This window comes from Stenotrophomonas sp. YJH_SMC_25, assembly GCF_059369595.1.
On record NZ_JCAFSV010000002.1, the window covers coordinates 267,252 to 293,407 of the forward strand.

Sequence of the window (26,156 nt, forward strand, 5' to 3'; positions counted from 1 at the left end):
GGAAGAATGCGTGGGCAACTGCTGTAGCGCTGGCGCTACAGCAGTTGCCGCAGCATCGCCTTCAGTCGGCGGCCTTCCAGCTGGAAGTAATCGCGCTGTTCGCGCCAGGCGGGGAAGCGTTGTTCCACTTCGTGCCAGAACGCGGACGAGTGGTTGGGCTGGATCAGGTGGCAGAGCTCGTGCACCAGCACGTACTCGAAAGCCTCAGGGCGGCCCAGTACCAGCGCCAGGTCCAGTGCCATGCTGCCATCGGGGGCGAGCGAGCCCCATTGCGAGGACATCACCTTCAATCGCAGGCGGCTGGGTGCGCGCGGCAGTGTGGGCAGGTACTTCGGCAGCCAGCGGCCGACGTCGGCGCGGGTCTGTGCTTCGTAGAACTCGCGCAGCAGGCGGCGCAGGGTGGCGTCACCACCACGTGTCGGCCACTGCACGCAGGCACCATGCGCGTCGATCTCCAGGCGCGCGTAGCGGCCTTCCTGCCAGCGCAGCGGCAACAGTTCGCCGCGCAGCGGCAGCACGCCGTCTTCGCCGGGCTGCAGCGGTGCCGGCAGGCCCTGGCCCTGGTACTGGCGCAGCTGCAGTGCCAGCCAGTCGCGGTGCTGTTCCAGGAAACGTTCGCCCATCACCAGGCTTGCGCGCGGTGGCAGGGTCAGGCGCGCGCCGCGTTCGTCCACGCTCAGCTTGATGCGGCGCGCACGCGGATCGCGCACGCGCAGTACCTCGATCTCGGCATCCTCCAGGCGCAGGCGAACGGTGTCGCGCTGTACGGTGGCGGGCGGGGTCGGGCTGATCAGGCGGCGCAGCAGACGGCTCATGCGCCCAGCATAGCGCCGCTTCGGGCCGCCGGATGACCGGCGGCCGTCGGGCTGCCTGTTCAGTCAGCCTTGCTGAGCTTGAAGGCTTCTTCCAGCAACAGGAACAGACGGCGGATCTCGGCGCTCTGCAGGGCGAAGCGGGCGTCGAACTCGGCGCGGCGGCCGTCTTCGTCGGCATGCTCCAGCTGGTCCAGGGCACCGTCGAGGAACTTCAGCTTGCGCACGATCAGGTCGTCGCCGATGACGAAGGACAGGTTGTCCTCGAAGATCAGCGCCAGCTTGGTCACCTGCTTGCCGGCATCCAGGTGCTTGTCGATCTCATCGCAGCGCAGTTCCTGGTGCTGGCACTTGACCACCGCGCCGCCTTCCACCGGGTCCTTCATCTCGCACTCTTCGCCCAGGCTCAGCCCGGTCGGCAGCGGCTCGCCGGCGATCCAGCCGGTCAGGATCGAACGCGGCGCGACTTCGGCGTTCAGCGGCATCGCCGGGAAGCTGCCGAGCAGGCCGCGGATGTCGGACATGAAGTACTCGCCGGTCTTGCGGCTGGAGGTATCCACCGCGACGTAGCCGTGCTGCAGGTCGATGAAGGCGTCGTTGCGCGAGGACTTCACGAAGGCGCGCGGCAGCAGTTCATGCAGCAGGTCGTCCTTCATCCGCTTGCGTTCGCGGCCACCCGGGCGGCGGCCTTCCTTCTCCTCGATCTCCTCCAGCTTGCGCTCGAGCAGGTCGTTGACCACCGCCGCCGGCAGGATCTTGTCCTCGCCGCCCACGGTCAGCCACAGGTGTTCGGCGATGCGGTGGGAGAGCAGTTCCTTCTCCTCGCGGCCGAACGGCGAGATGAAGCCGCGCGAATTCATTTCCAGTGCGCCGACCGGCTTCAGCAGGGCGTGCGGCAGCAGCGTGTCGACTTCGGAAAAATCGGTGGTGGTCGGGAAACGGAAGAACGTCAGGTTGCGAAAGAACATGGAATTCCGGATGGCAAAGAGGAAGGGCGACCGACCTTAAACGGTGGGCGTCTCGGGATCTGCGTCGGCGTCGGCCGGGGAACCGGCCAGCCAGGCATGGGCGTCGGGCAGCGGCGCGTCGTCGCGACGGCCCAGCGCCATGAAGTCGAACAGGGTGGTGTCGGCCAGCTGCGAGGGCCGGACTTCGCCCATGGCGCGCGCGATCTGCTCGATGCGGCCCGGGTGGTCCTTCTCCCACTGCTTCAGCATCAGGCCGACCTGGCGGCGCTGCAGGTTCTCCTGGCTGCCGCACAGGTTGCAGGGAATGATCGGGAACTGGCGTGCCTGCGCGTAGTCGACGATGTCGCTCTCGCGCACGTAGGCCAGCGGCCGGATCACCACATGCTTGCCGTCATCGCTGCGCAGCTTCGGCGGCATGCCCGACAGCTTGGCGTGGTGGAACAGGTTCATGAAGAACGTGGCCACCATGTCGTCGCGGTGGTGGCCCAGCGCGATCTTGGTGAAGCCGTGGGTCTCGGCGTAGTTGTACAGCGCGCCACGACGCAGGCGCGAGCACAGCGAACACATGGTCTTGCCTTCCGGGATGACCCGGCTGACCACCGAATAGGTGTCCTGCTCGATGATGTGGTACGGCACGCCCAGCCCGGCCAGGTACTCCGGCAGCACGTGCTCGGGGAAGTCCGGCTGCTTCTGGTCCAGGTTCACCGCCACCAGCTCGAACGGCACCGGCGCCTTCTTCTGCAGCTGCAGCAGCACGTCCAGCAGGGTGTAGCTGTCCTTGCCGCCGGACAGGCAGACCATCACCTTGTCGCCGGCCTCGATCATGCCGAAGTCGGCAATCGCCTCGCCGACCTGGCGGCGCAGGCGCTTGGCCAGCTTGTGCTGCTCGCGCTCGGCCACGCGCGGATCGCGGGCGGCGCGTGGCTGGGGATCAGGGAGGGAAATCACGGCACTCATGGGCTCCATTCTAACGGCTCGGAGCGGCCACGGCCGGGGGTCGGGATTCCCCTCTCCCGGCGGTCATCATCGCTGTGTATCCTCGAAGCCGTGGATACCTACGACCCCGCCGAGATTGTCGAACGCCTCGCCGCCCTGCGCGCCGAGCACCGCCTGCTGGATGAACAGATCACCCGCATGGCCGCCAACGGCGAGGACGAGCTGGAAGCCAAGCGCCTGAAGCGGCGCAAGCTGCAGTTGAAGGACTGCATTGCCAGGCTGGAAAGCCTGCAGATTCCCGACGAACCGGCCTAAGGACCGTCCTGGTGGGTGCCAACCCTGGTTGGCACGGCTGGAAGGTGTGGACCAAGGTCCACACCCACCGCATGGCCCGGCGCTGCCTTCAATCCTGCGGCGCCGGCTCGTCCGGGCGCGCTGCTTCCGGGCTGACCCGTTCGATGGTGTGGCGCAGCTCGCGGCCGAGGATGAACTTGGCGTCCTTGGCCCAGGCATCCAGGCGCTCGTCGAACAGCAGCTTGCTGTTCTCGTCCGGCCACACCAGGCGCAGTTCGCGCAGCTTCTGGATGAAGCCGCGGAACAGGGTGCGGTCGAAGAACTCCGGCGCGGCCGGTGCATAGAGCAGACTCAGACGCTGCGCCGCCTGCTGGCACAGGCTTTCCAGCTCGGCCGCGCCCAGCACGCCCGGGCCGTTCTTCACCAGCACCGAAATGGCGATGTAGTAGCGCTCGAAGGCCTGCTGCAGCGAGTGGCCGATCGCACGCAGGCGGAACACCTCGTCGGTCTGCCCGGTGTTGCGCGCCAAGATGCCGCCGTCGTCGTCATTGACGTTCTGCAGCAGGCCCTCACGCACGAACACGTTGATGGTCTGGTCGATGCGCTGTGCGAATTCGTCCTCGCTCCACGGCAGGAACAGCTCGGCCTGCAGGAACGGGTACACCGTGCGGCCCAGCTGGACCAGGCCGGTACGGCTCATGCGGCGGTTGTTCTGGAAGCAGCAGGCCACCCACGACGAGGCGGTGAACAGGTGCAGCACGTTGTTGCGGAAGTAGCTCAGCAGCACCGCGGTATCGCCGCTGACGCTGAGCACGTCGCCCAGCGGGTGCTTGATGCGGGTGAGGACGTTGATTTCCTCGGCGTGGGCGATGATCCGCTCCGGCGAGTGCGGGGTCACCGTCACCCGGTCCGAATACGGCATCTCGACCAGCAGCGTCTTGCACAGCTCGATCTGCGCGATCAGGTCGGCCTCGCCCATCGCGTGCTTCGGCGTGGACAGCAGGGCCAGCGCCAGCAGGTTGATCGGATTGACGTCAGCTGCGCCGTTGATGCGCACCTGGATGCGTTCGGCCAGCGTGTCCACCGTGGTCGACAGCCAGGCTGGCTTCTCGTCCTCGGACACCGCCTCGCCCTTCCACTCCGGCGCCTTCTCGGCCAGTACGTCGTTCAGTGCGATCGGTTCGCCGAAGTTCACCACCACCTGGCCGTAGTTCTGCTTGAGCACCTTCGGGATGCCCCACAGCAGCGACCAGATCGATTCCTTTTCCTTCGGCCGGCCGGACAGTTCGTCCAGGTAGCTGCCGCCTTCCATCAGCTTCTCGTAGCCGATGTAGATGGGCTGGAACAGCACCGGCTTGCGCGGCTGGCGCAGGAACGCACGCAGCGTCATCGAGATCATGCCGCCCTTGGGCTGCAGCAGTCGGCCGGTACGCGAGCGGCCGCCTTCGACGAAGTACTCCAGCGAGTAGCCGCCGGCCACCAGCTGCGCGACGTACTCACTGAGCACGGCCGAGTACAGCGCGTTGCCACGGATCGAGCGGCGGATGAAGAACGCACCGCCCTTGCGCAGCAGGGTGCCGACCACCGGCAGGTTCAGGTTGATGCCGGCCACGATGTGCGGCGGCACGATGCCACGGTCGTACAGCAGGTAGGACAGCAGCAGGTAGTCCATGTGGCTGCGGTGGCTGGGCACGTAGACCACTTCGTGACCCGGCGCGGCGGCCTTGAACTTGTCCAGATGGTGCACCAGCACGCCCGCATAGATGCGGTTCCACACGTGGCTGAGCATGAAGCTGGCCGAGCGCACCACCGGGCTGGAATAGTCCGCGGCGATTTCCCAGGCGTAGGCGTGTGCCTTCTTCCAGGCATCGGCCGTCTTCGAATTGTCGCGCTTGGCCTGCGCGGCGATCGCTTCGCGCACCGGTTCGGCGGCCAGCACCTGGTCCACCAGCAGGCGACGGGTCGACAGGTCGGGGCCGATCACCGATTCACGGATGCGGCGGAAATGGGTGCGCAGCACGCGCTGCAGCTTGCGTACCGTGCGTTCCGGCTCCAGGCCTTCGTCGATGATGGAACGCAGCGAGATCGGCGGCGCGAAGCGGACGATGGTGCTGCGGCCATTGAGCAGCACCGCCAGCAGGCGGCGGAAGCGGCCGACCAGCGCCCAGTTTTCCGAGAACAGCACCGCGAACCAGCCGCTCTGCTTGTCCGGCGCGCGGCCGACGAAGATCGACACCGGCACCAGGTGCACGTCCAGGTCATCGCGCACGCGATGTGCCTGCAGGACCTTGGCCAGCGAGTCGGAATGGGTCTTGGCACCGCGCTGCTCGGGGATCAGCGAATTGCTGGAGCTGCGCCGCGACAGCGCCAGGTAGGCGCGCTTGCGGCCGGTCGGGTCACCGGCCAGCGGCACCAGCGGCGACGGCAGGCCGGCCTGGCGGCAGGCCTTGTCCAGGATCAGCGCGTTGGACAGGCCGTAGTCTTCCAGCACGTACATGACCGGGCGGCCATCGTTGTACTGGCCCGGGTCTTCCGGCTCGATCTTCAGCGACAGCCACGGCTCGACCAGGCGGCCCAGCAACCGTGCCCACAGTGGGCGTCGGCCGGCCGGACGCGCGTGCACGGGCGGCGGTACCGGGTTCGGGCCGGTACCGGTCGAGGGGGACGCCGGCACCGTATCGGCGGGCGTCGACTGGGATTCTTCGCCGGGGAACGGCAGCGGGTTCTGTTTCGACATCGGCGCCATTATGGCTTAGGCGGCGGCGTTGCCGCTTCCCCACCCTCGGCGGGGGCTTCAGCCGGCGACGGCGACGCAGCGGCGCGGGCCGCCTCGGCCTTGCGCAGCAGCGCGTCGGTGTCGGCCAGGGTGCGGGTCAGGTACCAGTGGCCTTCGCGGCGGCTCAGCGGCAGCTGCAGGCTCATCTCGCGACCGGCGAGGTCGTAGCGCAGGCGTACCAGGGCGTTGTCACCTTCCACCGACAGCAGTTCGCCGCGCACGCTGCGCAACGCGTCGTCCACGCCCAGCCCGTAGCTGCCCAGCACCGCCTTGAGGGTGTGGATGAACGGCGCCAGCTGCGCCAGGCTGCCTTCCATGCCCGCGGCCTGCAGGCCGGCTTCGTCGTCGAAGCCGACCTTGTTGGCGGCGCCGACCAGCGCGGCGATGGTGCTGCGTGCGCGGGCCCGGTCACTGATCGGGGCACCCTGCGCCCAGCTGGCCAGGGTTTCGACCAGGGCGATGTAATGCGCCTGTTGGCCAGGCGTATAGCCCTTCTGGTGGCGAAGGTACTGCACACCGAAGTTGCCCATCGATTGCGCGGCCTGGCGAACCGCGCCGGCCTGTCCGGCCAGCTGGCGATCGAAGCTGCGCTGCAGTTCGGCGCTGGCATTGGGCTTGCGCAGTGCGGCCAGCATCGGCAGCAGCTGGTCACCCAGCGGCAGTTCGGTCAGCGGCCACTGGCTGTGGCCTTCGGTCCAGGCCTGTTGCAGGCGCTGGTACTGGCTGGGCGGTACCGACAGCTTTGCATAGCCGACCAGATCGTCCTCGGCCAGGCGCAGCGCCATGGCCTGCACCGCCGCGACCGGCTCGGCCGCCGGCTTGGCCGGGTCCTGGGCCGATTCACGACACGCCGCCACGGCCAGCAGCAGCATGGCTGCCAGCCCCCATCCACGCGCAGACCTTCCTCGCACTGCCACGCTCATGCACTCGGACTCCCCGGACCGGTCCGCATCTTGCGGCCTGTGACGTGACAGCGGCAAGCCGGGACGTCACGGTTTCCGCTGTTGCTTGTGCAAGTCACTGATGGGAATAAAAAAAGAGCCGGGATCACGGGGATCACAGGCTCTTCAAACCGGCGCAGGGCCGGTGGACAGTGTTGTGGCACATGTCCGGCCCGAGGACCGGATGGCGGCGATCCTACGCTGCCGCTCAAGTTAAGGCAACACTTCACGTAGTGCGGCCTAAATTATTGATTTTATTGATCGTCCTGATGCCTGGCATGGAGGCCATGAAATCTACGGCAGGTTTTGCGGCGATTCGGGCACAACCGCTCGGTGGACGGATGCAGAAACGCCATCCCGCGCGGGTCGGGATGGCGTTCGGGCCTGCAGCCTGCGCAACGGAATCTCAGCGCGCAGCCAGCGCCGACGCGATTTCCTGCTGGATGGCCCGCGCCGCGGCCTGCGGATCGGTGGCCAGGCGGATCGGGCGACCAACCACGATGGCATCGGCGCCATCGGCAAAGGCCTGGGCCACGCCAACGGTACGCTTCTGGTCATCGCCGACCGGGCCACCGGGGCGGATGCCCGGGCAGACGATCGAGAACCCGGCGCCGGTAGCGGCGCGGATCGGGCCGGCTTCCTGGCCCGAGGCGATCACGCCATCGATACCGGCCGCCTGCGCGGCCAGCGCGCGTTCGACCACTACGTCCACCGGTTCACGGTCGATGCCCATCTGCGCCAGGTCCGGGCGGCCCATCGAGGTCAGCACGGTCACCGCCAGCAGGCGCATGTCGCTGCTGTTGGCGGCGGCGCAGGCTTCCATCATCGCCGGGTGCCAGCCGTGGATGGTGGCGTAGCTGACCGGCCACTGCGACAGGCGCTTGATCACCGCCGCGGCAGTGGCCGGGATATCGAAGAACTTCAGGTCGACGAACACGCGCTTGTCGCGGCGGGCCAGCTCGTCCAGCACCTGGAAGTACTCGCCCGACGCCAGCAGTTCCATGCCGATCTTGTAGAACGCCACGCTGTCGCCGAGGCGGTCGACCCACTCCAGCGCCTGCGCGCGATCAGGCACGTCCAGCGCGAAGATCAGGCGCTCGTCATCGCGCAGCGGCAGCGGCGCGCGGCTCACGGCGCGTAGTCCAGGGCAGCGCGCTTGGCGTCGTGGCGGGCCTGGCGCGACTGGCTGTAGTCATTGTTGAACTGCGCCGGCTCGAAACCGCCGTAGGTCGGGTTCGGCAGCATCCACCAGCGCTCGCCGAACCAGTCGTGGTACTGCTGCAGCAGGGCGTCACGGCCTTCGTTGGTGTTGGCGGTCACTTCCACGAAGTCGCCCAGCTGGTCGCCGAACTGCATCAGCACGCGGTACTTCTGCCCGGCCAGGCGGCGGCGGCAGTTCTTCTCGCTGCCGGCCTGCTCGCAGCCTTCGACCACGGTGCCCAGGCCCAGGAACACGCTGTCATCGGCCACCGGCAGGCCCTGCTCGCGCAGGTTGGCCAGGGTCGCGTCCTTAAGGTGCACGGCGCGGTTGGAGATGTACAGCAGGGTTACGCCCTTGGCGTTGGCGGCCTTGGCGAAATCGACCACGCCCGGAATGGCCTTGGCCTTCTTTTCGGCCACCCACTGGTCCCAGCTCAGCTCGTCGTATTCCTTGCCGTCGCGCACCAGGCGCGCCTGGTAGGGCGAGTTGTCCAGCACGGTCTCATCCACGTCCAGCACCACGGCCGGCTTCAGGCCCTTGGCCTCGTTGCCGCGTTCCTCCGGCACCAGCGCATCCCAGTGCGCTTCCTTCAGCGCGGCGTCCAGGTGGTCGGCGGCGGCGCGGTAGGTCTGCTCGGTGATTGCCTTGTACTCCTGCGCGCGCTGCATCCACAGCACGGCGTTGAGATTGTCGTTGGCGGTCGCATCAAGCGCGCCATCAGCCTTGGCAGCGGCGGCCGGGGCCTCCGGGGCAGCGGCTTCGGCAGCAGGCGCATCCACGCGCTTGCAGGCGGACAGGCCCAGCGCCGCAGTGGCGAGCAGGGTCAGGGACAGGGAAACGGGACGACGCATGGATTCACCGGCAATCAGATATACCGGCGCATTTTACCGGCAAAGGCGGCCCCGGGACGGCTATGCTTGGCGGTTGACCCGTTGCCCTTCCGGAGGCCGCCATGACCGATTCCGTCCAGACCCCCGACGTCCCCCTGCTCGACGCCGTGCAGGCCCGCCTGCTGGGTTGCCTGGTGGAAAAGGAGGCGACCACGCCGGACACCTATCCACTGACGGTCAATGCCGCCCAATCGGCTGCCAACCAGAAGACTGCCCGCGAGCCGGTGATGAACATCGACGCCGGCAGCGTGCAGCACGCGCTGCGCCAGCTGGAGGCGTTGGGCCTGGCCCGCCAGCACTTTTCCTCGCGCGCGGACCGCTACGAGCACCGCCTGCAGGCCGCGCTGGACCTGACCCGGCAGCAGACCGTGCTGCTGGCGCTGCTGTTGCTGCGTGGGCCGCAGACGCTGGGCGAACTGATCACGCGCAGCGAGCGCCTGCACCGCTTCGCCGACACCGACGAAGCCCGCCACGCCATCGAGCGCCTGCAGCAGCGCGCGCTGCTGGTGGTGCTGCCGCGTGCCAGTGGGCAGCGCGAAGACCGCTACATGCACCTGCTGTGCGGGGAAGTGGACGGTGCGGCGCTGGCGGCCAGGTACGCCAGCAGCGGCGGTGGCAGCAGCGATGCAGCCGACCCGGGCCTGGCCGAGCGCGTGGCCCAGCTGGAAGCGGCCGTGGCCGAACTGCAGGCACAGCTGGCCGAACTGCGCGGCTGAGGGGTGGGTGCCGACCGTTGGTCGGCACTGCATCTGAATCGTGCCGACCAACGGTCGGCACCTACCAACATCAGGGGTCAGATCTGCGCCGCACCCGGCGTGGCATACAACCGGCTCGGGCTGTCCACGCCCGGCAGCTGGATCACCCCGCGCTCCTGCATGCCCAACCCCAGCAGGATCTTCCCGGACACCACGTTGTCCAGATCGGTGATGCCATACAGATCGTGCAGGCCCAGCCCAGCGCGCGCATGCGCGAACACTGCCCGCGCCGCCTCACCGGCATAGCCCTGCCCGGCGAATTCCGACAGCACCGCATAGCCGATGTCCGGACCCGGCAGCCCATCACGCCGTACCAGTCCGGCATTGCCCAGCCAGGCACCATCGGACAACCGCTCGATGGCATACATGCCAAAGCCATTCAACGCATAGCTGTGCAGCACACGCAGCGCGATGTAGTCCCGCGCCTGCTCCTCACTGCGCACATTGCGGTCGCCAATGAAGCGCACGAAGCCCGGATCATTCAACAGCGCCAGCATCGGCGCCGCATCGCGATCAGGCTCGATGGCACGCAGGCGCAGGCGTTCACTCTCGATCGGTTGCACAGGTGGACCTCCAGCCGAAACCCCGATTCTGCCTCAACCCCGGCTGCTGCTTTTGATTTTCTTTGCATTGCCGTGGAAGGAAGCGCCCGGCATCTGTCAGAGGCCGATCGGGGTGGGTTCGCGGGGGTATCCGCGCCATGGATGGCGCGGCTAAGCCCCCAGGGACGGGTTCACGGCGTCCCCCGCGAACCCACCCCGATCGGCCACACTGCGGAACCAACGCGTGCTCCACCACGGAGGGGCGGCGCCGTTGGAGCGCCCTAGTCGAACAACGCCTCGATCGCCGCCAACCCCGCACTCGCCCGTTCCTTCTTGCGCGCCGCATCGGCCACCGGATCAGCGCCATCACGCTGGATCTCCTCCGCCGGGATCTCATCGAAGAACCGGCTCGGCTTCAGCCGCACATGCTCACCGAACTTGCGCGTCAGCTTGCTGTAACTCATCCACAGCTGGATCTTGGCGCGGGTGATGCCCACGTACAGCAGCCGCCGCTCTTCCTGCAGGTTGCCCTCGTCCAGGCTGACCTGGTGGGGCAGCACGCCATCCTCGCAGCCCACGATGAACACGTACGGGAATTCCAGGCCCTTGGAGGCGTGCATGGTCATCATGCGCACCTGGTTGCCGCCCTCGTCCTTGTCGCTGCGTGACAGCAGCGCCAGCTGGCCGGCCAGGTCGGCCGCGGTGGCACCGCGCGGGCCGCCCTCGAACCACTGTGCCAGTTCCTCGATGTTGTTGGCACGGCGCTGGTAGCTGGCTTCTTCCTTGGCCTGCTGGCGCAGTTCGCTGAGCAGGCCCGATTCCTTGGCGACCTTGCGGATCATGTCGCCCGAGGTGACCTGACGCATCTGCGCGCGCAGGTCGCGCAGGATGTCGGTGAAGCGCGCCAGGCTGTTGGCGGCGCGCGGCGGCAGCTGCTGCAGGGCGCCGATCGCCTCGGCAGCCTGTGCCATCGGCATGTCCTTTTCCTGCGCCAGCTCGGCCAGCCTGGCCAGCGTGCCGGCACCGACATCACGCTTGGGCGACTGCACCGCACGCATGAACGCGGTGTCGTCGTCCGGATTCACCAGCAGCCGCAACCAGGCCAGCGTGTCCTTCACTTCCTGACGCTCCAGGAACATGGTGCCGCCGGTCAGGTGGTAAGGGATGCGCAGCAGCTGCATCGCCTTTTCCAGCGGCCGTGACTGGAAGTTGCCGCGGAACAGGATGCAGAAATCACTCCAAGGCACGTTGCGCGACTGCGCCACGAAGGCGATCTCGGCCGCGACCTTTTCCGCTTCGTGCTCGCTGTTGCGGCATTCCCATACGCGGATGCGTTCACCGTCGGCCTGGTCGCTCCACAGCTTCTTCAGGTGCTCATGCGGGTTGTTGGCGATCAGCGCATTGGCGGCGCGCAGCACGCGGTTGGAGCAGCGGTAGTTCTGCTCCAGCTTGATGATTTCCAGCGCAGGGTAGTCGCGCCCCATCTGCTGCAGGTTTTCCGGGTTGGCACCGCGCCAGGCGTAGATCGACTGGTCATCGTCACCCACGCAGGTGAAGTTGCCCTTGTCACCGGCCAGCTGCTTGAGCAGGCGGTACTGCGCGTCGTTGGTATCCTGGCATTCGTCCACCAGCAGGTAGCCGATGCGCTCGCGCCAGGCCAGCGCGATCTCCGGATTTTCCTCCAGGATCTGCACCGGCAAACGGATCAGGTCATCGAAGTCGACCGCGTTGAACGCCGTCAGGCGCAGCTGGTAGCGCTCGTAGACGCTGGCCGCTTCCTTCTCGCGGTTGCTGCGCGCGGCGGCCATCGCCTGCTCGGGCGACAGGCCGGCGTTCTTGGCGCGCGACACCAGGTTCTTCATGTCCTCGATGTCGTCGGGCTTGGCCCCGTACATCAGGTCCTTGATCTGCGCAGCGGCATCATCGGCATCGAAGATCGAGAAGCCACGCTTCAGGCCCACGGCCGCGTGTTCGATCTGCAGGAACTTCAGGCCCAGCGCATGGAAGGTGCAGATGGTCACCTCGTCGGCGTCCTGCTCGCGCAGGCGCTTGGCCACACGCTCGCGCATTTCCTTGGCCGACTTGTTGGTGAAGGTGATCGCTGCGATGCGGCGTGCCGGGTAGCGGCCGCTGCCGATCAGGTGGGCGATCTTTTCCACGATCACGCGCGTCTTCCCGCTGCCCGCGCCGGCGAGCACCAGCAACGGACCTTCGATGTGCAGGACGGCGGCGGCTTGGGGGGGATTGAGACCGTGCATGGGAATGGGATTGTAGCGGGGCCGCAGCGGGCGGACCTGACTTGCATGCACGCCGTTCCTAAGCTATTGATTCGCCACCGGAGCACTGGAGCCAGGTGCATGCGCCCGACCGCCTCTGCCGCCCTGCTGGGCACCCTGCTGTTGCTGCTGGCGCCGTTGGCTGCCCGCAGTGCGGACTGCGCGCCCGATGCTGGCGCGTCGTTGCGGTCGGCGCTGATGACCCCGGGCTTCCTGCAGGCTCATCCTGACCTGCACTGGCGCGAGCTGGGCCTGCAGTCGTGGCGCCAGGGCCGGCCCGATCATGCGCTGGTGCGTTTCAAGCGGGCGGCCGCGCACGCCGACAAGCTGTCGCAGTCGCTGGTCGCGCGCATGTACCAGGAAGGCACGGGTACCGCCCCTGATCCGGTGCTGGCCTACATCTGGATGGACCTGGCCGCCGAACGCGGCTACCGCGACCTGCTGCTGGAGCGCGAGCGCTACTGGAACCGCCTGGATGCCGCGCAGCGGCAACGGGTGCTCGCCGAAGGGCCGGCGCTGTATGCGGCCTACGGCGATGCCACGGCCAAGCCGCGCATGGAGGCTGCCATGCGCGTGGACCGCAGCGGCATGACCGGCAGCCGTACCGGCTGGGTCAGCTCGATGCTGCAGGTGGAACTGTCCGACGGCCCGGAAGCCGGCTGGCCCACCCGTGGCGATGACTACTATCGCGATGCCTACTGGGACCCTGCAGCGTACTGGTGCATGCAGGACCGCATCTGGGAACAGGAGTTCCGCGGCCGCAGCGTCGAGGTCGGCCCACTCAGCCCCGTGGAAGGCGCGGGGCGCTGACGTTCGTATTCCATGGTCATTGCCAGGAGGGCGATCATATGAAAGCGAAGCAAGCTCCACGCTTCTGCCTGCTGCTGGGCCTGTCGATGGCCGCTGCCGTGACCGCCAGGGAATGCCCGGTGGAGGCCCCGCGGCAGATCCCGCCAACCGTCCTGACCGGAGGCTTCTTCGATGCCCATCCGGACCTGTTCTGGCGCAGCATGGCCCAGCGGGCCGAACGGGACAGGCAGCCCGCCAGGGCGCTGGATTACTACAAGCGTTCGGCGCGCTACGCCGACAAGTTCTCCCAGGCCATGGTGGCGCGGCTGTACCAGGAGGGCGTCGGTACCCGGGCCGATCCGGTGATGGCCTACATCTGGATGGACCTGGCCGCCGAGCGCATGTATCACGACTTCCTGGTGCTGCGGGAGCACTACTGGGCACGCCTGGACGCACTGCAGCAGGCACAGGCGATCGAGCGCGGCCAGCAGGTCTATGCCGACTATGGCGACCGCGTGGCCAAGCCTCGCATGGAGCGCGCCCTCAGGGACGGTCGCCAGCAGATCACCGGCAGCCGCCTCGGGTACGTGAGCTCCGGCCTGATCGTCGTCCAGCGCCGCGGCAACGAGCAGGGCATCGTGACGCCGGGCAGCATCGTCTACGACAACGACTACTGGCGCGCCGCCGACTACTGGTGCCTGCAGGACAACTACTGGCGCCCCGCGCTGACCCCCAGCGTCGAGATAGGACGGCCGGACGCGGTCCGCGACGACAAGGCGGTGGACGACTAGAATTGGGCGATGGCCAAGCTCTATTTCTACTATTCGGCGATGAACGCCGGCAAGACCACGACCCTGCTGCAGAGCGCGCACAACTACCGCGAACGCGGCATGCGGGTGGCGATCCTGACCCCGCGCCTGGATGATCGTGCCGGCGCCGGCGTGGTGGCCTCGCGTATCGGCCTGCGTGCGGACGGCATGGCCTTCGACCGTGACACCGACCTGCAGCACTGGGTCGAACAGGACCTGGCCGCCAACGGCCCGATGGGCTGCGTGCTGGTGGATGAAGCACAGTTCCTCACGCGCGCCCAGGTCTGGCAGCTCAGCGAGGTGGTCGACCAGCTGCGCATTCCGGTGCTGTGCTACGGCCTGCGCACCGATTTCCGCGGCGAGCTGTTCGAGGGCAGCCAGTACCTGCTGGCCTGGGCCGACGAGATGCAGGAGATCAAGACCATCTGCCACAGCGGGAAGAAGGCGACGATGACCGTGCGCGTAGACGAACATGGCCATGCGGTGAAGGATGGCCCGCAGGTGGAGATCGGTGGCAACGACCGCTACGTGTCGGTCAGCCGTGCCGAGTTCAAGAAGATCACCCGCGGGGAAGGGCGGATCGATCCGGCGCAGGCACCCCTGCCGCTGTAACGGGTGTTCTTTTGCAGGGCTTGCAGCCCTGCACCCGCGGTAGTGCCGGCCGCTGGCCGGCAACAGCAACAGCAAGAGCTGGCATTGCGTGTGATGGCGGGGCGGTGTCGGACTGCGGGGACGCTGCAAGTACGTCCCTGTAAGCTTGGCAGCCGCATCCATGCGGCTGACACCCCGCACTCCGACACCGCCCCACCTCTGACAGTTTCACGCGGCTGTTGGTGGGTGCCGACCGTTGGTCGGCACATCTGTCAGATATCGAAATTCATCTATCGAAATTCATCTGGGGTCAGAGCCCGTTGCGCAGCAACGGGATCCGACCCCGTGCTCCGACAGATCGCGGAGGTCTGTCGAAGGCGGGGTGGGTCCGGTGGCGGGAGTGTCCGCGGCATGGATGCCGCAGCCAAGCCCCCATGGACGGGTTTACGGCGTCTCCCGCCACCGGACCCACCCCACCTACCCTCAGGAAACCAGCTTCTGCTTCGGCTGTTGCTGTTGCTTTGACCTCGGCAGGTGCAGGGCTGCAAGCCCTGCAAACCCAACCCCCTCTTAGTACAGCGTGCGCTCCGGCGCACCGGCCGGCGGCGGGGTGTACTGGTACAGCCAGGTCTCGGTCAGGGTCTTGCCGCCACTGCGCAGGAACAGGCGGATGTCGATCTGCTCGGTACTGCCCTCCGGCGGCACCAGGTCGAACATCGCGCGGTAGCCGTTGATCTCGCGCAGCGGACGCGCCGACACGATCTCGACCCGGCCGCGGCTGGCTTCCACCACCGCCTCGACCTCGCCCTTGTCGATCAGCCTGGCCAGCTCGCCACCTTCGAAGTCCACCGCGAAGCGCCAGCTGAAGTACTCGCGCTTCTTGCCGACCACGCCACCCAGGCCGGTGCGGCTGGCCACGCAGTGCGCCAGCGGCGGCCGTGCCGGCGGTTCGGCACCCCAGTACAGGCGGTAGCCGACCAGCAGTTCCTGGCCCGGCTGTGGTTTTTCCTTCGGGTTCCAGAACGCCACGATGTTGTCGAAGGTCTCGTCCACGGTGGGGATCTCCACCAGCTGCACCGAGCCCTCGCCCCATTCGCCCTTCGGCTCCACCCACAGGCACGGGCGCTTCTCGTAGAACACGCCGTCGTCCTGGTAGTGGTCGAAGTTGCGGTCGCGCTGCAGCAGGCCGAAACCACGCGGGTTGCGGTCGACGAACATGTTGAAGCGCAGGTTGCGCGGGTTCAGCAGCGGCCGCCAGATCCACTCGCCGGCACCGGTCCACAGCGACAGGCCGTCGGTGTCGTGGATCTCCGGGCGCCAGTCCCAGGCCATGCGGCGGTCGTTCTCACCCACCTGGTACATGCTGGTGCACGGGGCGATGCCCAACCGCTCGATCGCCTTGCGCGGGTACAGCGCGCTGTCGATGTCCATCAGCAGCACGTCGCCATTGGTGATCGCGAAGCGATAGGCGCCGGCCACGCTGGGCGAATCCAGCAGGCCGTAGACCACAATCGTGTCCGAATCAGCCGAGGGTTGTTCCAGGTAATAGGCGATGAAGTCCGGGAATTCCTCCGGCTTGCCCATGCCGGTATCGATTGCCAGGCCACGCGCGGACTGGCCGTACTGGCCTTCCTTGCCGACGGCGCGGAAGTAGCTGGCGCCGAGGAAGGCGGCGAAATCGCGATCGGTGTCCTTGCGGGTGTTCAGGCGGAAACCGGCGAAGCCGAGATCGGCCGGCAGCTCGCCGTCCTTGATGCCGCTCTTGCCGTAGTTGAAGGCCGCGCCGTCATAGGCCAGCTCCTGCGCCTTGCCGTCGACCACGTCGAACATGCGCACCGGCGAATGGAAGTACAGGCCCAGGTGGAAGAACTTGGCCTGGAACTTGCCCGGCTGGTCGGCCCACAGCGCATGGTCCTGGCGGTAACCGATCGATTGGTACTGGTCCCAGTCCAGCCCTTCCAGGCGGCCCGGCAGCACCCGCTTGTGGCTCTTGTAGGGCGCCTGTGCCAGCGCGCGCGCCTGGCCCTTCAGGGTGGCGAAGTCGAACGGCTGCGGTTGGCCGAGGCGGCGCAGGCCCATCTGGCCGCTCCTGCTGGCCGCGCACGCGGGCAGGGACGGCAGGCCGAATGCAGCCAGGGCGAGGGAGGCATTGCGGATGAAGTCGCGTCGTTGCATGCAGGCGCGTCAGGCACAGAGGGGAAGGTCGGCCATCATAGGCAGACAAACGTTAACGGGCAGCGGAGACGTGCCCTGCCCGTTCAGCTGCCGCTGGCCGCCCGCCTCAGCGCTGGCAGCGGCTGCACCAGACGCTGGCGCGCTGGCCGATGGTGGCGTGCTTCAGCGCGCGGCCACAGTTCGGGCAGGGCAGCCCGTCACGGCCGTACACCAGCAGTTCCTGCTCGAAGTAACCCGGCGCGCCATCGGGGCTGATGAAGTCACGCAGGGTGGTGCCACCACGGGTGATGGCGTAGCCGAGGATCTCCTTCACCGCATCGGCCAGCCGCTGGTAGCGCTCGCGCGAGATTTTCCCGGCCTCGCGCAGCGGACTGATGCCGGCCTTGAACAGGCTTTCGGCGGCGTAGATGTTGCCCACGCCCACCACCACCGCCTGGTCCATCAGGAAGGTCTTCACCGGCGCGCTGCGGCCACGGCTGCGGGCGAACAGGTAGTCCCCGTCGAAGGCATCGTCCAGCGGCTCCGGGCCCAGCCCCTGCAGCAGCGGGTGGACTTCGCCGGCCGGCTGCCAGAGCAGGCTGCCGAAACGGCGCGGGTCGTTGAAGCGCAACAGGCGGCCGTTGTCCAGGCTGATATCCACATGGTCGTGCGCGCGCAGCGGGGTATCGCCGGGCAGCACACGCAGGCTGCCGGACATGCCCAGGTGCAGCACGGCGCTGCCGATGGCGGTGTCCAGCAGCAGGTACTTGGCGCGACGGCGGATGTCCTCGATGCGCTGCCCCGGCAGCAGCTCGGCCACTTCCGGCGGAATCGGCCAGCGCAGGTCGGCGCGGCGCAGGATCACGCCATGCACGCGGCGGCCCTGCAGGTGCGGCGCCAGGCCGCGGCGGGTGGTTTCGACTTCGGGCAGTTCAGGCATGAACCGATTCTACGCCCGCTCAGCGTGGCGGCGCCCCCAGTTCACGGGCATCCAGGACGCCATCGCCGTTGGCATCCTGCTTATGGAAGCGCTGCACGATCACCTGCCGCTGCTGCTCGCGGCGGATCGCCCTGCCCTTGCCACCGGGCAGCTCCTCGGCGCTCAGCACGCCATCGCCATTGCGGTCCATGCGGTCGAAGGCATACAGCATCCACTGCACGTACTCGGCCTCGCTGACCTTGCCGTCGCCATCGCTGTCCATCCGCTGCAGGTAGCTGGCGGTATCGGTGACCTGGGCCAGCGCCGCACCCGGTAGCAGCACCGCCAGCAGAACGCCGTACCCTGCCCTCACGCGCTCACCAGGCTGTAGCCCTTCAATCGCGCAGCGTAGGCCTGCAGCGCCGCGATTCCGCTTTCCTCGGCCTCGCGGCACCAGGCCTGCAGCTGGTGCAGGCGCTCGGCGGCATCGTGGCCGCGGGCCTCGAGCAGCGCCGCCAACCGCGCGCGGTACTCGACCAGGGTGCGGATGCGCGGGCGCTGTGCCACCCATTCGCTGAGCTGGGCACGACTGTCCGGCTTCAGCCAGCGGCCATCGTTGACCAGGCCACGGCGCAGCCGGCGCGGCAGCAGGCGCCGCAGCTTGGCCCCAGCGTGGGCGGCTTCCTCGCGCAGGGCCGGCATGAACACGTTGCGCTGGTAGTCGGTCATCGCCTGGAAGCGGTGCGAGAGCAGCGCCTTCAGGGTCTCGGCATCGGGCACGGCGATGTTCGGGCGTACGTCCATGGCCGGTGCAACGCGAAGCACCTTGGCCAGGCGCAGCGCCTGCAGCAGGCGGATCGCACTCCAGCCGATGTCGAATTCCCAGCGCCGCATCGCAAAGCGCGCCGAACTGGGGAAGGCATGATGGTTGTTGTGCAGCTCCTCACCACCGATCCAGAACCCCCACGGCGTCAGGTTCGTGGAGGTATCGGCCGATTCGTAGTTGCGGTAGCCCCACCAGTGGCCCAGGCCATTGACCACGCCCGCGGCCCAGAACGGGATCCACGCCATCTGGATCGCCCACAGGGCCACGCCGGGCAGGCCGAACAGCACGCTGTTGATCGCCAGCAGCAGCACCGGGCCGAGCGTGGCGTGCGGGGTATACAAATGGCGCTCGATCGCATCATCCGGGGTACCGCGCCCGTACTGATCGATGTCCGCGCGCATGCCGCGTGCTTCCCGGTACAGCTCCACGCCATGCCAGAACACCGTGCCGATGCCGCGGGTGACCGGGCTGTGCGGGTCGTCCTCGGTCTCCACCTTGGCGTGGTGCTTGCGGTGGATGGCCACCCACTCGCGGGTGATCATCGAGGTGGTCAGCCACAGCCAGAAACGGAACACGTGGGCCAGCGCCGGGTGGAAATCGACGCCGCGATGGGCCTGGCTGCGGTGCAGGTACAGGGTCACCGAGAAGATGGTGATCTGGGTGAAGACCAGCAGCACGCCCAGCATGGCCCACCAGCCGAGGCCGAGCACACCACCGGTCAACAGGGACATCAGGGCATCGGGCATGGCGGCTCTCCGTATCGACGCGGGGATGGCAGACATCATGGGCGCTTGCGTTGCAAACTGCATCCCTGCGGCGGTGATTGCCACCGTCATCCGTGGCACCGTTCACAGTTGGGGACCTGAGTTGTCGAGCCTTGATCCACGCGCCAGCACCATGGCTGCCGCTCCGTCTGTTGCGGAGCTGCCCCCCTTGATCGAACTGGACCGCGCCACCGTGGTGCGCGGCCAGGTGAAGGTGCTGCACGGGCTCAGCCTGCGCATTGCGCAGGGCCAGCACACCGCCCTGCTCGGCCCCAACGGCTGCGGCAAGTCGACCTTCATCAAGCTGATCACCCGCGAACTGTATCCCCTTGCACAGGGAGACGGCTCGGTGGCGGTGAAGGTGCTGGGCCAGAACCGCTGGCAGGTGGACCGGCTGCGTTCGCAGCTGGGCATCGTCACCGGCGACCTCAGCAGCAATCTGGCCGACATGCCCGGGCTGACCGTGGAACAGGCGGTGCTGTCCGGCTTCTTCGCCAGCTACGTGGTGCCGGCCTTCCGCGAAGTGACCGCCGACATGCGCACGCGCGTTGGCGAGACACTGGCGATGACCGGCGCCCTGTCCCTGCGCGAACGCGCCTATGCCGAGCTGTCGGCCGGCGAGACCCGCCGCGTGCTGATCGCCCGCGCGCTGGTCAACCGGCCGCAGGCGCTGCTGCTGGACGAGCCATCCACCGGGCTGGACCTGGTCGCCCGCGAACAGCTGGTGGCGACCATGCGGGTGCTCGCCCAGCAGGGCATCACCCTGGTGCTGGTGACTCACCACATCGAAGAGATCATTCCCGAGATCGAACGCGTGGTGCTGCTGCGCGACGGCCGTGTGCTGGCTGATGGCACCCGCGCCGAACTGCTGCGCAGCGCGCCGCTGTCGGCGGTGTTCGGTGGCGCGATCACCGTGTGCGAGCAGGAAGGCCGGCTGACCGCGTACGCGGGGTGAGGCGGAGCCCTCGGGGAAACAAGGGGCCTGGAAACCGATAGGCCTGGGAGACCGACGGCGGTAGAGTCGACTGTTGGTCGACTATCGCGCGCAGCGCGGGATCTTTGCGATCCAGGCGAAAGGCAGTCGACTAACAGTCGACTCTACCCCGTCGTGGTGTCATTCCCGTCGTGATGTCATTCCCGCCGTCACGCCATTCCCGTCGCGATGCCATTCCGTCGCCATGCCGGTGCAGCGGGCCGGATGTTCCGGCCCGCCACCGCCTTGCTCAGAACCTCAACGCCAGCGCGCGTGACTCGATCGGTGCCATCCGGCTCTGATCCTGCAGCTGCAGGTCGCGCAACTCGTACGGCGCACCGAACCCAGCCGGCAACGCGGCCTGGTCGAACGGCAGCACCAGCTGGCCACGCCCCGGTCCATCGAACCACGCGGCTGCGTGCGCCTGCGCCACCGGCTTCAGCTGGCCATCGCGACCGGTGGCATACAACGTGCCACGCGCCTCGTAACGACCGGCGGCTGCCACCTGCAGCGGCAGCGCTACCTGGCGGCTGGCCGGGTCCGGTGCCGCCTGGCCACTGAAGCGCGCAGTGGGCCGCGCCACCGCGAAGGCCACCTTGCCATCGCGCAGCACACCATCGGCCTGGGCGAACACCTGCAGTTCCCACAGCCCCTGCACGTTGCCGACATCAGCCGGAATCCGCACCTGCGCACGCAGGGCACCGTCGGTGGTGCGCAGCAACCGCTGCGGCCAGCTGCGGCCATCGGGCGCGACCAGCAGGGCTTCACCACCCAGGCCGCCACGACGCGAGGCCAGCTGCGCGGTGGTGGCGCCGTCTTCCAGCAGGCGTGCCTGCAACTGCACGTTGCCACCGGCCAGCACCTGCGCCTGGTTGGCCTGCACTTCCAGCCGCAGCGGGCTGTTCGGCTCCAGCACCTGCACCACGTAGCGGCCCTGTGCCTGCGCGCTCTGCAGCGTGTACGCACCGGCGGCACTGGTCGCGCCGGTGCGCAGCATGCTGCTGCCATCCCTCACCGGCATGCCGGCCTGCTGCAGCGCGCGCGCGTCGACACTGCGGGCCATGCTGCTGCGGCCCGCCGGGTCGCGCACTTGCAACGCATTCGCCGGCACTGCCCGCGCGCCTTCGGCCGGGCTCAGCTGGATCACCGCATCGGCGGCCGTCAGCGGTAGATCGATGCCGCGTTGCAGCTGCGCGCCATCGACCTGCTGCCAGTAGCTGCGGCTGACCGAGGCATACGGCGTAGCCGCCTGCAGCGATTGCGCCGGGTCCAAGGCCCAGGCGAAGGACAGCGGTGCGCGCTCGCTGTCATCGGCCGGCACCGGCGCGGCAACCAGCGCAGCGGGCACCTGGTCGCCAGCACGGGCGGCCTGCAGCGGCTGCGCGGCCTGCGCTGCGGAAAGGGACAGTGCTGCCAGCACGGCGCCGGCCAGCAGGGTGGATTGAATCGTCATGGTCGTCTCCCTCACTGGGTCAGGTCGTTGCGCAGCAGGGTGCCGAGGCCGAAGCACTCGCGGCGGCTCTGGTTGTGGCTGAGCGGTTCTGCGCCCTGGGTACGCGCCTTGTCGGTGAACCAGGTGGTGCCGGCGGCCTTCTGGCTGCTGCACTCCAGGAAGCCATCGGAGCAGGACGACAGCCAGTTCTGGGTGAACTCCAGGCCGACGTTGGCGGCATAGCCGCCGCAGTAACTGTTGCTGTCCCACACCGCCGATTCCACGTCGCTGCCGACCACCGCGCGGAACGGCTTGGGCAGCGCCGGGCGACCGGCCGTGCCATACAGGTTCTGCGCGTTGTAGGTGGCCATGCTCGCCACCTGCTGCTGGCGCACCGCGTCGTTCTTGTAGCCCAGCAGCCAGCCCAGCGAGGTTTCAAAGGTGTTGCCGTTGAGTACCGCATCGGCCAACGGCGTACCCGCCGAGGAAGGGGCCAGCGCGGTGACCTTGCGCACCGTGCGGATGATCTTCGGATAGCGGCTGTCGTAGGTCGGGTTGGACAGGATCCAGCGCACCACATTGCCGCCGTTGGAATGGGTGATCACCACCAGCTGGGTGATGCCACGGCTGTCGATGAAGCTGGTCAGCTGGTTGGCCAGGCAACCGGCAGCTTCGGGCTTCCACATGTACTGGGTGAAGTCACAGTTGATGACCACGTAGTTGCTGCTGTTCGGCAGGCCCTGGCGCACGGTGTCGATGATCGCCGGCTGCCAGTAGTCCTGGGTGGCGTTGGTCTGCGCGCCGGTGCCATGCACGAAGGCCACGCCGACCACGTCGGCGGCCTGCGCCTGCGCTGTTGCAAGCCCGAGGAGCAGGGCCAGGACGGTACTTCCTGTTGCGGTGCTGCGCATCGCTTCTCTCCCTCTGTCTTCGGATCCCCCCGACCCGGCTGGAACTGGACGGCCCTGGCGCTTGCCGTTGTGCCGATGCTCGCGGTGCAGCGGCGTGAAAGTCCGTGCGCTGCGCCCGGAATCAGGAGACTGACGTCAAACGATGACGCTTTTCATATCGCGACAATGACCATGCCGGGTCTGGCCGTATGACCGATGGCCACTGCAGTGTCGTATGGGGGCTGCGATCATGGCGCGTTGTTTTCTCTCCCGGAGCCTGTCCATGTCGCTGATTTCCCACCCTGCCCGCCCGCTGCTCGGCCTTGCCGTCGTCGCGGCCCTGGCCGGTTGTGCCGCCACCGCCACCAAGCCGACCGCCGTCGAAGCCAACATCACCACCAAGGCGGTGGGCTATCTGGACAAGAGCGCGGTTCCGGCCAGCCTCGACCTGGTACCGGCACCACCGGTGGCCGGTTCGGCCGCGCTCGCCCTGGACGAGCAGGTCAGCCGTGAAGCCCGCGCGCTGCGTGGCAGCCCGCGCTTCGCCCAGGCCGGTGTCGATGCGGAACTCGGTTTCCCCGAAGGCGCCAACCACTTCTCCTGCGCCGCCGACATCGACGTCGATGCGGTGAAGACCCCGGCGCTGTATCGCCTGCTGGAGCGCAGCCGGATCGACGCCAGTGCGGCGACCAAGGCGGCCAAGAACCACTACCAGCGCCCGCGCCCGTTCATGGTCAACGGTGAACCGACCTGCTCGCCGAAGGACGAGGAAGGCCTGCGCAAGAACGGTTCCTACCCATCCGGCCACACCTCGATCGGTTGGGCCTGGGCACTGATCCTGTCCGAGATCGCGCCGGACCGCGCCGATGCCATCCAGGCCCGTGGCCGCAACTACGGCGAGAGCCGCCTGGTCTGCAACGTGCACTGGCAGAGCGACATCCTCGAAGGCCGCTTCATGGGCGCCGCCGCGGTGGCCCGCCTGCACGACAACGCTGCGTTCAACAAGGACCTGCTGGCCGCACGCAAGGAAATCGCCGCCGCACGCAAGGCCGGCCTGCACTCCAGCCGCGATTGCACTACCGAGAATGCGGTGCTGAAGGTGCGCCCGCAGAGCGCGCTGTAAGCGCGCGCCGGATCACTCGTTGCCGGCCAGCGGCCGGCACTACCAATGGGCGTAAGGAAGAAGGGCCGGCATTGCGCCGGCCCTTCTTCATTGCATCAACGCAGCCACCGCATCAGAACTTCGCGGTGAACTCCACGCCCCAGGTACGCGGCTCGTTGAGGAAGCCGGTCAGGTTGTTGAAGTCGATCGCACCGACCACGCGGGTCTGGTTGGTCAGGTTGCGGCCGAACACGGCTACGTCGTACTGGCCGTAATCCCAGTTGTAGCCCAGGCGCAGGCCGCCTTCCAGCGAACTACGGCCGCGGAATTCCGGCGACTCGTAGATGAAGAAGTTCACCGCGCTGCGGTAGGCCCAGTCCGTGTAGGCATACAGCTCGCTGCCATCGCTGAGCGGGAAGCCCACGCGCAGGGTCGCGTTGTGGATCCACTTCGGCGCCTGCGGCAGCGGGTTGCCGTTCACCAGCGCATAGGTCTGGCCGTTGATCACCGTGGTCGGGTCGTTGATGGTGCAGCCACCGCCGCAGATCGCCACCGCCAGATCCTTGTCCTTGATCTCGGTGTCGTTGTAGCTGCTGCCGAAGGTCAGCAGGACGTTATCGGCCAGGTAGGCTTCCAGGTCCAGTTCCACGCCCTGGCCGATGGTCTTGTCGGCGTTGAGCAGGGTGGCGGTGTTGTTGCTGCCACCCACCGCGATCAGCTGCTGGCCGTCGACGTTGTAGCGGAACACGCTCAGGCCCAGGCGCGCGCGGCGCTCGAACAGGTCGGCCTTGATGCCGGCTTCATACGAGATGACCTTCTCCGAATCGGCCTGCGACAGGCCCGGCGCGAAGGCCAGGCGGCCCTGGATCGACGGTGCGCGGAAACCCTTGGCCACGCGGGCGTAGGCGTTGATGTCGTCGGTCAGCTTGTAGACGCCGCTGACATCCCAGCTGACGTCGTTGACGTCGGTGTTGGCCAGGTACGGGCCGCTGACCGGGGTGCCGAACGGAACGGCCTGCAGCACGCTGGCGCTGAAGTCCTTCTTGTCCTGGGTGTAGCGCACGCCGGCGCGCAGCTTGAAGCGATCGGTGACATCGAAGTCGCCCGAAGCGAACACCGCCCACGCCTTGTTGCGCTGGTTCTGCACCACGTGGCCGGTCTGTGGATTGCCCGGGGTCAGCGAGTCGTAGTTGAAGTTGTTGATGGTCACGTCTTCATCGAAGTAGAAGACGCCGGCCTGCCAGTCGAAGCGGCCCCACTCGTTGGACTCGATCCGCACTTCCTGCGTCCACTGGCGGTGGTGCGGCAGGCCGTCGGCCGACTCCGAAGAGAATGGAATCAGGCCCGGGCCGTAGTTGCCGGCACCGAGGAAGGCCGCACCGTAGCCGCCGTCGATGTCGCCACGGTTGAGCGATTCGGCGGTCTCGTAGCCGGTGATCGAATGCAACGTCACCGAGCCGAGGTTCCACTGCAGGCGCGCGCTGCCGCCCCAGGTTTCCAGGTCGGAGAAGTTGACGCCGTCGTTGGCCACCTTGTCGCGGTCGAAGTTCTCGACCAGCGAATTGCCACCCTTCTGGATGATGTTGGCGCGGAACAGGCGGGCGGTGCCGTTGAGCTTGCGCTTGTGCAGGTTGAACAGCGCTTCGAAGTCGTCGCCTTCGTACAGGAACTGCACGCGGCCGGCGGCTTCGTCATAGCCTTCGAAACCACTGTTGGGGGCACCGGCGCGGGTGTTGTCGACCCAGTCATCGCGGCGCTGGTAGATCGCCGAGACACGTGCCGACCAGCGGTCGGTAAGCGGCCCGCCGTAGGCGCCCTGCACGTTCCAGCTGTTGTAGCTGCCGTAGCCCACGCGCACGTAGCCGTCGGCATCCTGCGACGGTCGCGCCGAATCGAACTTGACCACGCCGGCCGGGGTGTTGCGGCCGAACAGCGTGCCCTGCGGGCCACGCAGCACTTCCACGTTGGCCAGGTCGAACAGCGGGAAGCCCTTCAGCAGCGGGCTTTCCTGCACCACGTCGTCATACACCAGCGACACCGGCTGCGAAGCATTGAGGTCGAAATCGGTGTTGCCCAGGCCGCGGATGTAGAAGCGCGGGAAGGCACGGCCGTAGGACGACTCGATGTTGAGGCTGGGCACGCGCGCGGCCAGGAAGCGGATGTCATCGCCGGCCGAGCCGAGCACATCCAGCTTCTCGCCCTGGATCGCGCTCAGTGCGACCGGTACGTCCTTGGCGTTCTCGACGCGGCGCTGCGCGGTCACCTGCAGGGCATCGAGGGCAACCGGATCCTTGGCGGCGGGGGTTTCCTGAGCGGCTGCTACCAGCGGCAGCAGGGCGGAAAGAGCGGCAACGAGGGGGCGCGCGACCGGAAGGCGGCCACGGGAAGTACGGGTCGGGGACATGGCGGTAGGCTGTGTTTGGAGGGGTGGTAAAACGGCGCTACCAGATAATTGTTGCAATACAGCACCTACGCCGCAAATGCCCGCCGTTCATGGCCCCGTCGCCGGCGCCCCC

Annotated in this window: 23 protein-coding genes; 7 read left to right on the plus strand and 16 right to left on the minus strand. The window is 67.7% G+C overall.

The features are described from left to right. Positions 1-35: 35 nt before the first annotated feature. The 3 genes from AC5P7E_RS04190 to ttcA are packed head-to-tail and all read right to left on the minus strand — an operon-like array spanning position 36 to position 2,737. Positions 36-815 (minus strand): M48 family metallopeptidase, encoded by a 780-nt coding sequence (locus tag AC5P7E_RS04190; RefSeq protein WP_060380963.1) that lies wholly within the window; start codon positions 813-815, stop codon positions 36-38. A 59-nt stretch (positions 816-874) separates the two neighbouring features. Next, positions 875-1,780: a recombination-associated protein RdgC gene (locus AC5P7E_RS04195; protein WP_005411825.1), complete on the minus strand. Its 906-nt coding sequence runs from the start codon at positions 1,778-1,780 to the stop codon at positions 875-877. Between the two features lie 36 nt (positions 1,781-1,816). Next, the gene (gene ttcA / locus AC5P7E_RS04200) at positions 1,817-2,737 is read right to left on the minus strand and encodes a tRNA 2-thiocytidine(32) synthetase TtcA (RefSeq protein WP_171956739.1); all 921 of its coding nucleotides are present in this window, start codon (positions 2,735-2,737) and stop codon (positions 1,817-1,819) included. A 90-nt stretch (positions 2,738-2,827) separates the two neighbouring features. Between ttcA and AC5P7E_RS04205 the strand changes: the two genes are divergently transcribed. Then, complete coding sequence (locus AC5P7E_RS04205; protein ID WP_005407501.1) at positions 2,828-3,031, plus strand: YdcH family protein; 204 nt, start codon at positions 2,828-2,830, stop codon at positions 3,029-3,031. 88 nt (positions 3,032-3,119) lie between these two features. Here AC5P7E_RS04205 and plsB read toward each other — a convergent pair whose 3' ends face one another. The 4 genes from plsB to AC5P7E_RS04225 all read right to left on the minus strand — a co-directional run bounded on the left by plsB (position 3,120) and on the right by AC5P7E_RS04225 (position 8,779). Next, positions 3,120-5,756: a glycerol-3-phosphate 1-O-acyltransferase PlsB gene (plsB, locus tag AC5P7E_RS04210; RefSeq protein WP_044569309.1), complete on the minus strand. Its 2,637-nt coding sequence runs from the start codon at positions 5,754-5,756 to the stop codon at positions 3,120-3,122. After that, positions 5,756-6,709, minus strand: coding sequence for a hypothetical protein (locus tag AC5P7E_RS04215; RefSeq protein ID WP_012478691.1), 954 nt, complete (start codon positions 6,707-6,709; stop codon positions 5,756-5,758). The genes plsB and AC5P7E_RS04215 overlap by 1 nt, the downstream gene beginning before the upstream one ends. Positions 6,710-7,133: 424 nt before the next feature. Next, positions 7,134-7,859: an orotidine-5'-phosphate decarboxylase gene (gene pyrF, locus AC5P7E_RS04220; RefSeq protein WP_005411820.1), complete on the minus strand. Its 726-nt coding sequence runs from the start codon at positions 7,857-7,859 to the stop codon at positions 7,134-7,136. Continuing rightward, a complete protein-coding gene (locus AC5P7E_RS04225) occupies positions 7,856-8,779 on the minus strand; it encodes a 5'-nucleotidase, lipoprotein e(P4) family (RefSeq protein ID WP_021202272.1) in 924 nt (307 codons plus the stop codon). The genes pyrF and AC5P7E_RS04225 overlap by 4 nt, the downstream gene beginning before the upstream one ends. 101 nt (positions 8,780-8,880) lie before the next feature. Between AC5P7E_RS04225 and AC5P7E_RS04230 the strand changes: the two genes are divergently transcribed. Then, entirely contained in the window at positions 8,881-9,534 is a 654-nt protein-coding gene (locus AC5P7E_RS04230; RefSeq protein WP_012478689.1) for a YceH family protein, read from the plus strand. A gap of 77 nt (positions 9,535-9,611) precedes the next feature. On the opposite strand, the gene AC5P7E_RS04235 is transcribed toward AC5P7E_RS04230, so the two are convergent. After that, entirely contained in the window at positions 9,612-10,136 is a 525-nt protein-coding gene (locus tag AC5P7E_RS04235; RefSeq protein ID WP_012478688.1) for a GNAT family N-acetyltransferase, read from the minus strand. Positions 10,137-10,396: 260 nt separating this feature from the next. Continuing rightward, on the minus strand, positions 10,397-12,373 hold the full coding sequence (locus tag AC5P7E_RS04240; protein ID WP_012478687.1) for a UvrD-helicase domain-containing protein: 1,977 nt from the start codon (positions 12,371-12,373) through the stop codon (positions 10,397-10,399). A 99-nt stretch (positions 12,374-12,472) separates the two neighbouring features. On the opposite strand from AC5P7E_RS04240, the gene AC5P7E_RS04245 reads away from it, so the two are divergent. From AC5P7E_RS04245 to AC5P7E_RS04255, 3 genes are read left to right on the plus strand one after another with little or no spacing between them, the layout of a single operon-like run. After that, positions 12,473-13,201 carry an SEL1-like repeat protein gene (locus tag AC5P7E_RS04245; RefSeq protein WP_049418736.1) on the plus strand — a complete coding sequence of 243 codons (729 nt, stop codon included), beginning with the start codon at positions 12,473-12,475 and terminating at the stop codon, positions 13,199-13,201. Between the two features lie 38 nt (positions 13,202-13,239). Next, a complete protein-coding gene (locus tag AC5P7E_RS04250) occupies positions 13,240-13,971 on the plus strand; it encodes an SEL1-like repeat protein (RefSeq protein ID WP_049395482.1) in 732 nt (243 codons plus the stop codon). A 9-nt stretch (positions 13,972-13,980) separates the two neighbouring features. Further along, positions 13,981-14,601, plus strand: coding sequence for a thymidine kinase (locus AC5P7E_RS04255; protein ID WP_005407490.1), 621 nt, complete (start codon positions 13,981-13,983; stop codon positions 14,599-14,601). A 549-nt stretch (positions 14,602-15,150) separates the two neighbouring features. Here AC5P7E_RS04255 and AC5P7E_RS04260 read toward each other — a convergent pair. The 4 genes from AC5P7E_RS04260 to AC5P7E_RS04275 form a co-directional block, all read right to left on the minus strand. Then, complete coding sequence (locus AC5P7E_RS04260) at positions 15,151-16,755, minus strand: OpgD/OpgG family glucan biosynthesis protein (protein ID WP_012478684.1); 1,605 nt, start codon at positions 16,753-16,755, stop codon at positions 15,151-15,153. Positions 16,756-16,861: 106 nt separating this feature from the next. Continuing rightward, positions 16,862-17,674 carry a bifunctional DNA-formamidopyrimidine glycosylase/DNA-(apurinic or apyrimidinic site) lyase gene (gene mutM / locus AC5P7E_RS04265; RefSeq protein WP_043035299.1) on the minus strand — a complete coding sequence of 271 codons (813 nt, stop codon included), beginning with the start codon at positions 17,672-17,674 and terminating at the stop codon, positions 16,862-16,864. A gap of 19 nt (positions 17,675-17,693) precedes the next feature. Then, positions 17,694-18,026: an EF-hand domain-containing protein gene (locus AC5P7E_RS04270; protein ID WP_111174011.1), complete on the minus strand. Its 333-nt coding sequence runs from the start codon at positions 18,024-18,026 to the stop codon at positions 17,694-17,696. Then, positions 18,023-19,225 (minus strand): DesA family fatty acid desaturase, encoded by a 1,203-nt coding sequence (locus tag AC5P7E_RS04275; protein ID WP_111174010.1) that lies wholly within the window; start codon positions 19,223-19,225, stop codon positions 18,023-18,025. Before AC5P7E_RS04275 ends, AC5P7E_RS04270 begins: the two co-directional genes overlap by 4 nt. Positions 19,226-19,376: 151 nt before the next feature. Here AC5P7E_RS04275 and AC5P7E_RS04280 point away from each other — a divergent pair, with 151 nt between their 5' ends. Continuing rightward, positions 19,377-20,198 (plus strand): ABC transporter ATP-binding protein, encoded by an 822-nt coding sequence (locus AC5P7E_RS04280; RefSeq protein WP_005407485.1) that lies wholly within the window; start codon positions 19,377-19,379, stop codon positions 20,196-20,198. A gap of 268 nt (positions 20,199-20,466) precedes the next feature. Here the strand turns inward: AC5P7E_RS04280 and AC5P7E_RS04285 are convergent, their stop codons facing one another. Next, positions 20,467-21,669, minus strand: a complete 1,203-nt coding sequence (locus AC5P7E_RS04285; RefSeq protein WP_099472596.1) for a DUF4785 domain-containing protein — start codon at positions 21,667-21,669, stop codon at positions 20,467-20,469. Positions 21,670-21,680: 11 nt separating this feature from the next. Next, a complete protein-coding gene (locus AC5P7E_RS04290; protein ID WP_005411808.1) occupies positions 21,681-22,559 on the minus strand; it encodes a lipase family protein in 879 nt (292 codons plus the stop codon). Positions 22,560-22,821: 262 nt separating this feature from the next. On the opposite strand from AC5P7E_RS04290, the gene AC5P7E_RS04295 reads away from it, so the two are divergent. Then, positions 22,822-23,661 carry an acid phosphatase gene (locus AC5P7E_RS04295; protein WP_005411807.1) on the plus strand — a complete coding sequence of 280 codons (840 nt, stop codon included), beginning with the start codon at positions 22,822-22,824 and terminating at the stop codon, positions 23,659-23,661. A gap of 112 nt (positions 23,662-23,773) precedes the next feature. Here AC5P7E_RS04295 and AC5P7E_RS04300 read toward each other — a convergent pair whose 3' ends face one another. Further along, entirely contained in the window at positions 23,774-26,044 is a 2,271-nt protein-coding gene (locus AC5P7E_RS04300) for a TonB-dependent receptor (RefSeq protein WP_043035292.1), read from the minus strand. Between the last annotated feature and the right edge of the window lie 112 nt (positions 26,045-26,156).

Excerpts from the sequence above, each read along its gene's own strand:
- AC5P7E_RS04190 (WP_060380963.1), bottom strand. The coding sequence starts at position 815 with ATGAGCCGTCTGCTGCGCCGCCTGATCAGCCCGACCCCGCCCGCCACC.
- AC5P7E_RS04195 (WP_005411825.1), bottom strand. The coding sequence starts at position 1,780 with ATGTTCTTTCGCAACCTGACGTTCTTCCGTTTCCCGACCACCACCGAT.
- ttcA (WP_171956739.1), bottom strand. The coding sequence starts at position 2,737 with ATGAGTGCCGTGATTTCCCTCCCTGATCCCCAGCCACGCGCCGCCCGC.
- plsB (WP_044569309.1), bottom strand. The coding sequence starts at position 5,756 with ATGGCGCCGATGTCGAAACAGAACCCGCTGCCGTTCCCCGGCGAAGAA.
- AC5P7E_RS04215 (WP_012478691.1), bottom strand. The coding sequence starts at position 6,709 with ATGAGCGTGGCAGTGCGAGGAAGGTCTGCGCGTGGATGGGGGCTGGCA.
- AC5P7E_RS04225 (WP_021202272.1), bottom strand. The coding sequence starts at position 8,779 with ATGCGTCGTCCCGTTTCCCTGTCCCTGACCCTGCTCGCCACTGCGGCG.
- AC5P7E_RS04230 (WP_012478689.1), top strand. The coding sequence starts at position 8,881 with ATGACCGATTCCGTCCAGACCCCCGACGTCCCCCTGCTCGACGCCGTG.
- AC5P7E_RS04240 (WP_012478687.1), bottom strand. The coding sequence starts at position 12,373 with ATGCACGGTCTCAATCCCCCCCAAGCCGCCGCCGTCCTGCACATCGAA.
- AC5P7E_RS04245 (WP_049418736.1), top strand. The coding sequence starts at position 12,473 with ATGCGCCCGACCGCCTCTGCCGCCCTGCTGGGCACCCTGCTGTTGCTG.
- AC5P7E_RS04250 (WP_049395482.1), top strand. The coding sequence starts at position 13,240 with ATGAAAGCGAAGCAAGCTCCACGCTTCTGCCTGCTGCTGGGCCTGTCG.
- AC5P7E_RS04255 (WP_005407490.1), top strand. The coding sequence starts at position 13,981 with ATGGCCAAGCTCTATTTCTACTATTCGGCGATGAACGCCGGCAAGACC.
- AC5P7E_RS04260 (WP_012478684.1), bottom strand. The coding sequence starts at position 16,755 with ATGCAACGACGCGACTTCATCCGCAATGCCTCCCTCGCCCTGGCTGCA.
- mutM (WP_043035299.1), bottom strand. The coding sequence starts at position 17,674 with ATGCCTGAACTGCCCGAAGTCGAAACCACCCGCCGCGGCCTGGCGCCG.
- AC5P7E_RS04275 (WP_111174010.1), bottom strand. The coding sequence starts at position 19,225 with ATGCCCGATGCCCTGATGTCCCTGTTGACCGGTGGTGTGCTCGGCCTC.
- AC5P7E_RS04280 (WP_005407485.1), top strand. The coding sequence starts at position 19,377 with ATGGCTGCCGCTCCGTCTGTTGCGGAGCTGCCCCCCTTGATCGAACTG.
- AC5P7E_RS04285 (WP_099472596.1), bottom strand. The coding sequence starts at position 21,669 with ATGACGATTCAATCCACCCTGCTGGCCGGCGCCGTGCTGGCAGCACTG.
- AC5P7E_RS04290 (WP_005411808.1), bottom strand. The coding sequence starts at position 22,559 with ATGCGCAGCACCGCAACAGGAAGTACCGTCCTGGCCCTGCTCCTCGGG.
- AC5P7E_RS04295 (WP_005411807.1), top strand. The coding sequence starts at position 22,822 with ATGTCGCTGATTTCCCACCCTGCCCGCCCGCTGCTCGGCCTTGCCGTC.
- AC5P7E_RS04300 (WP_043035292.1), bottom strand. The coding sequence starts at position 26,044 with ATGTCCCCGACCCGTACTTCCCGTGGCCGCCTTCCGGTCGCGCGCCCC.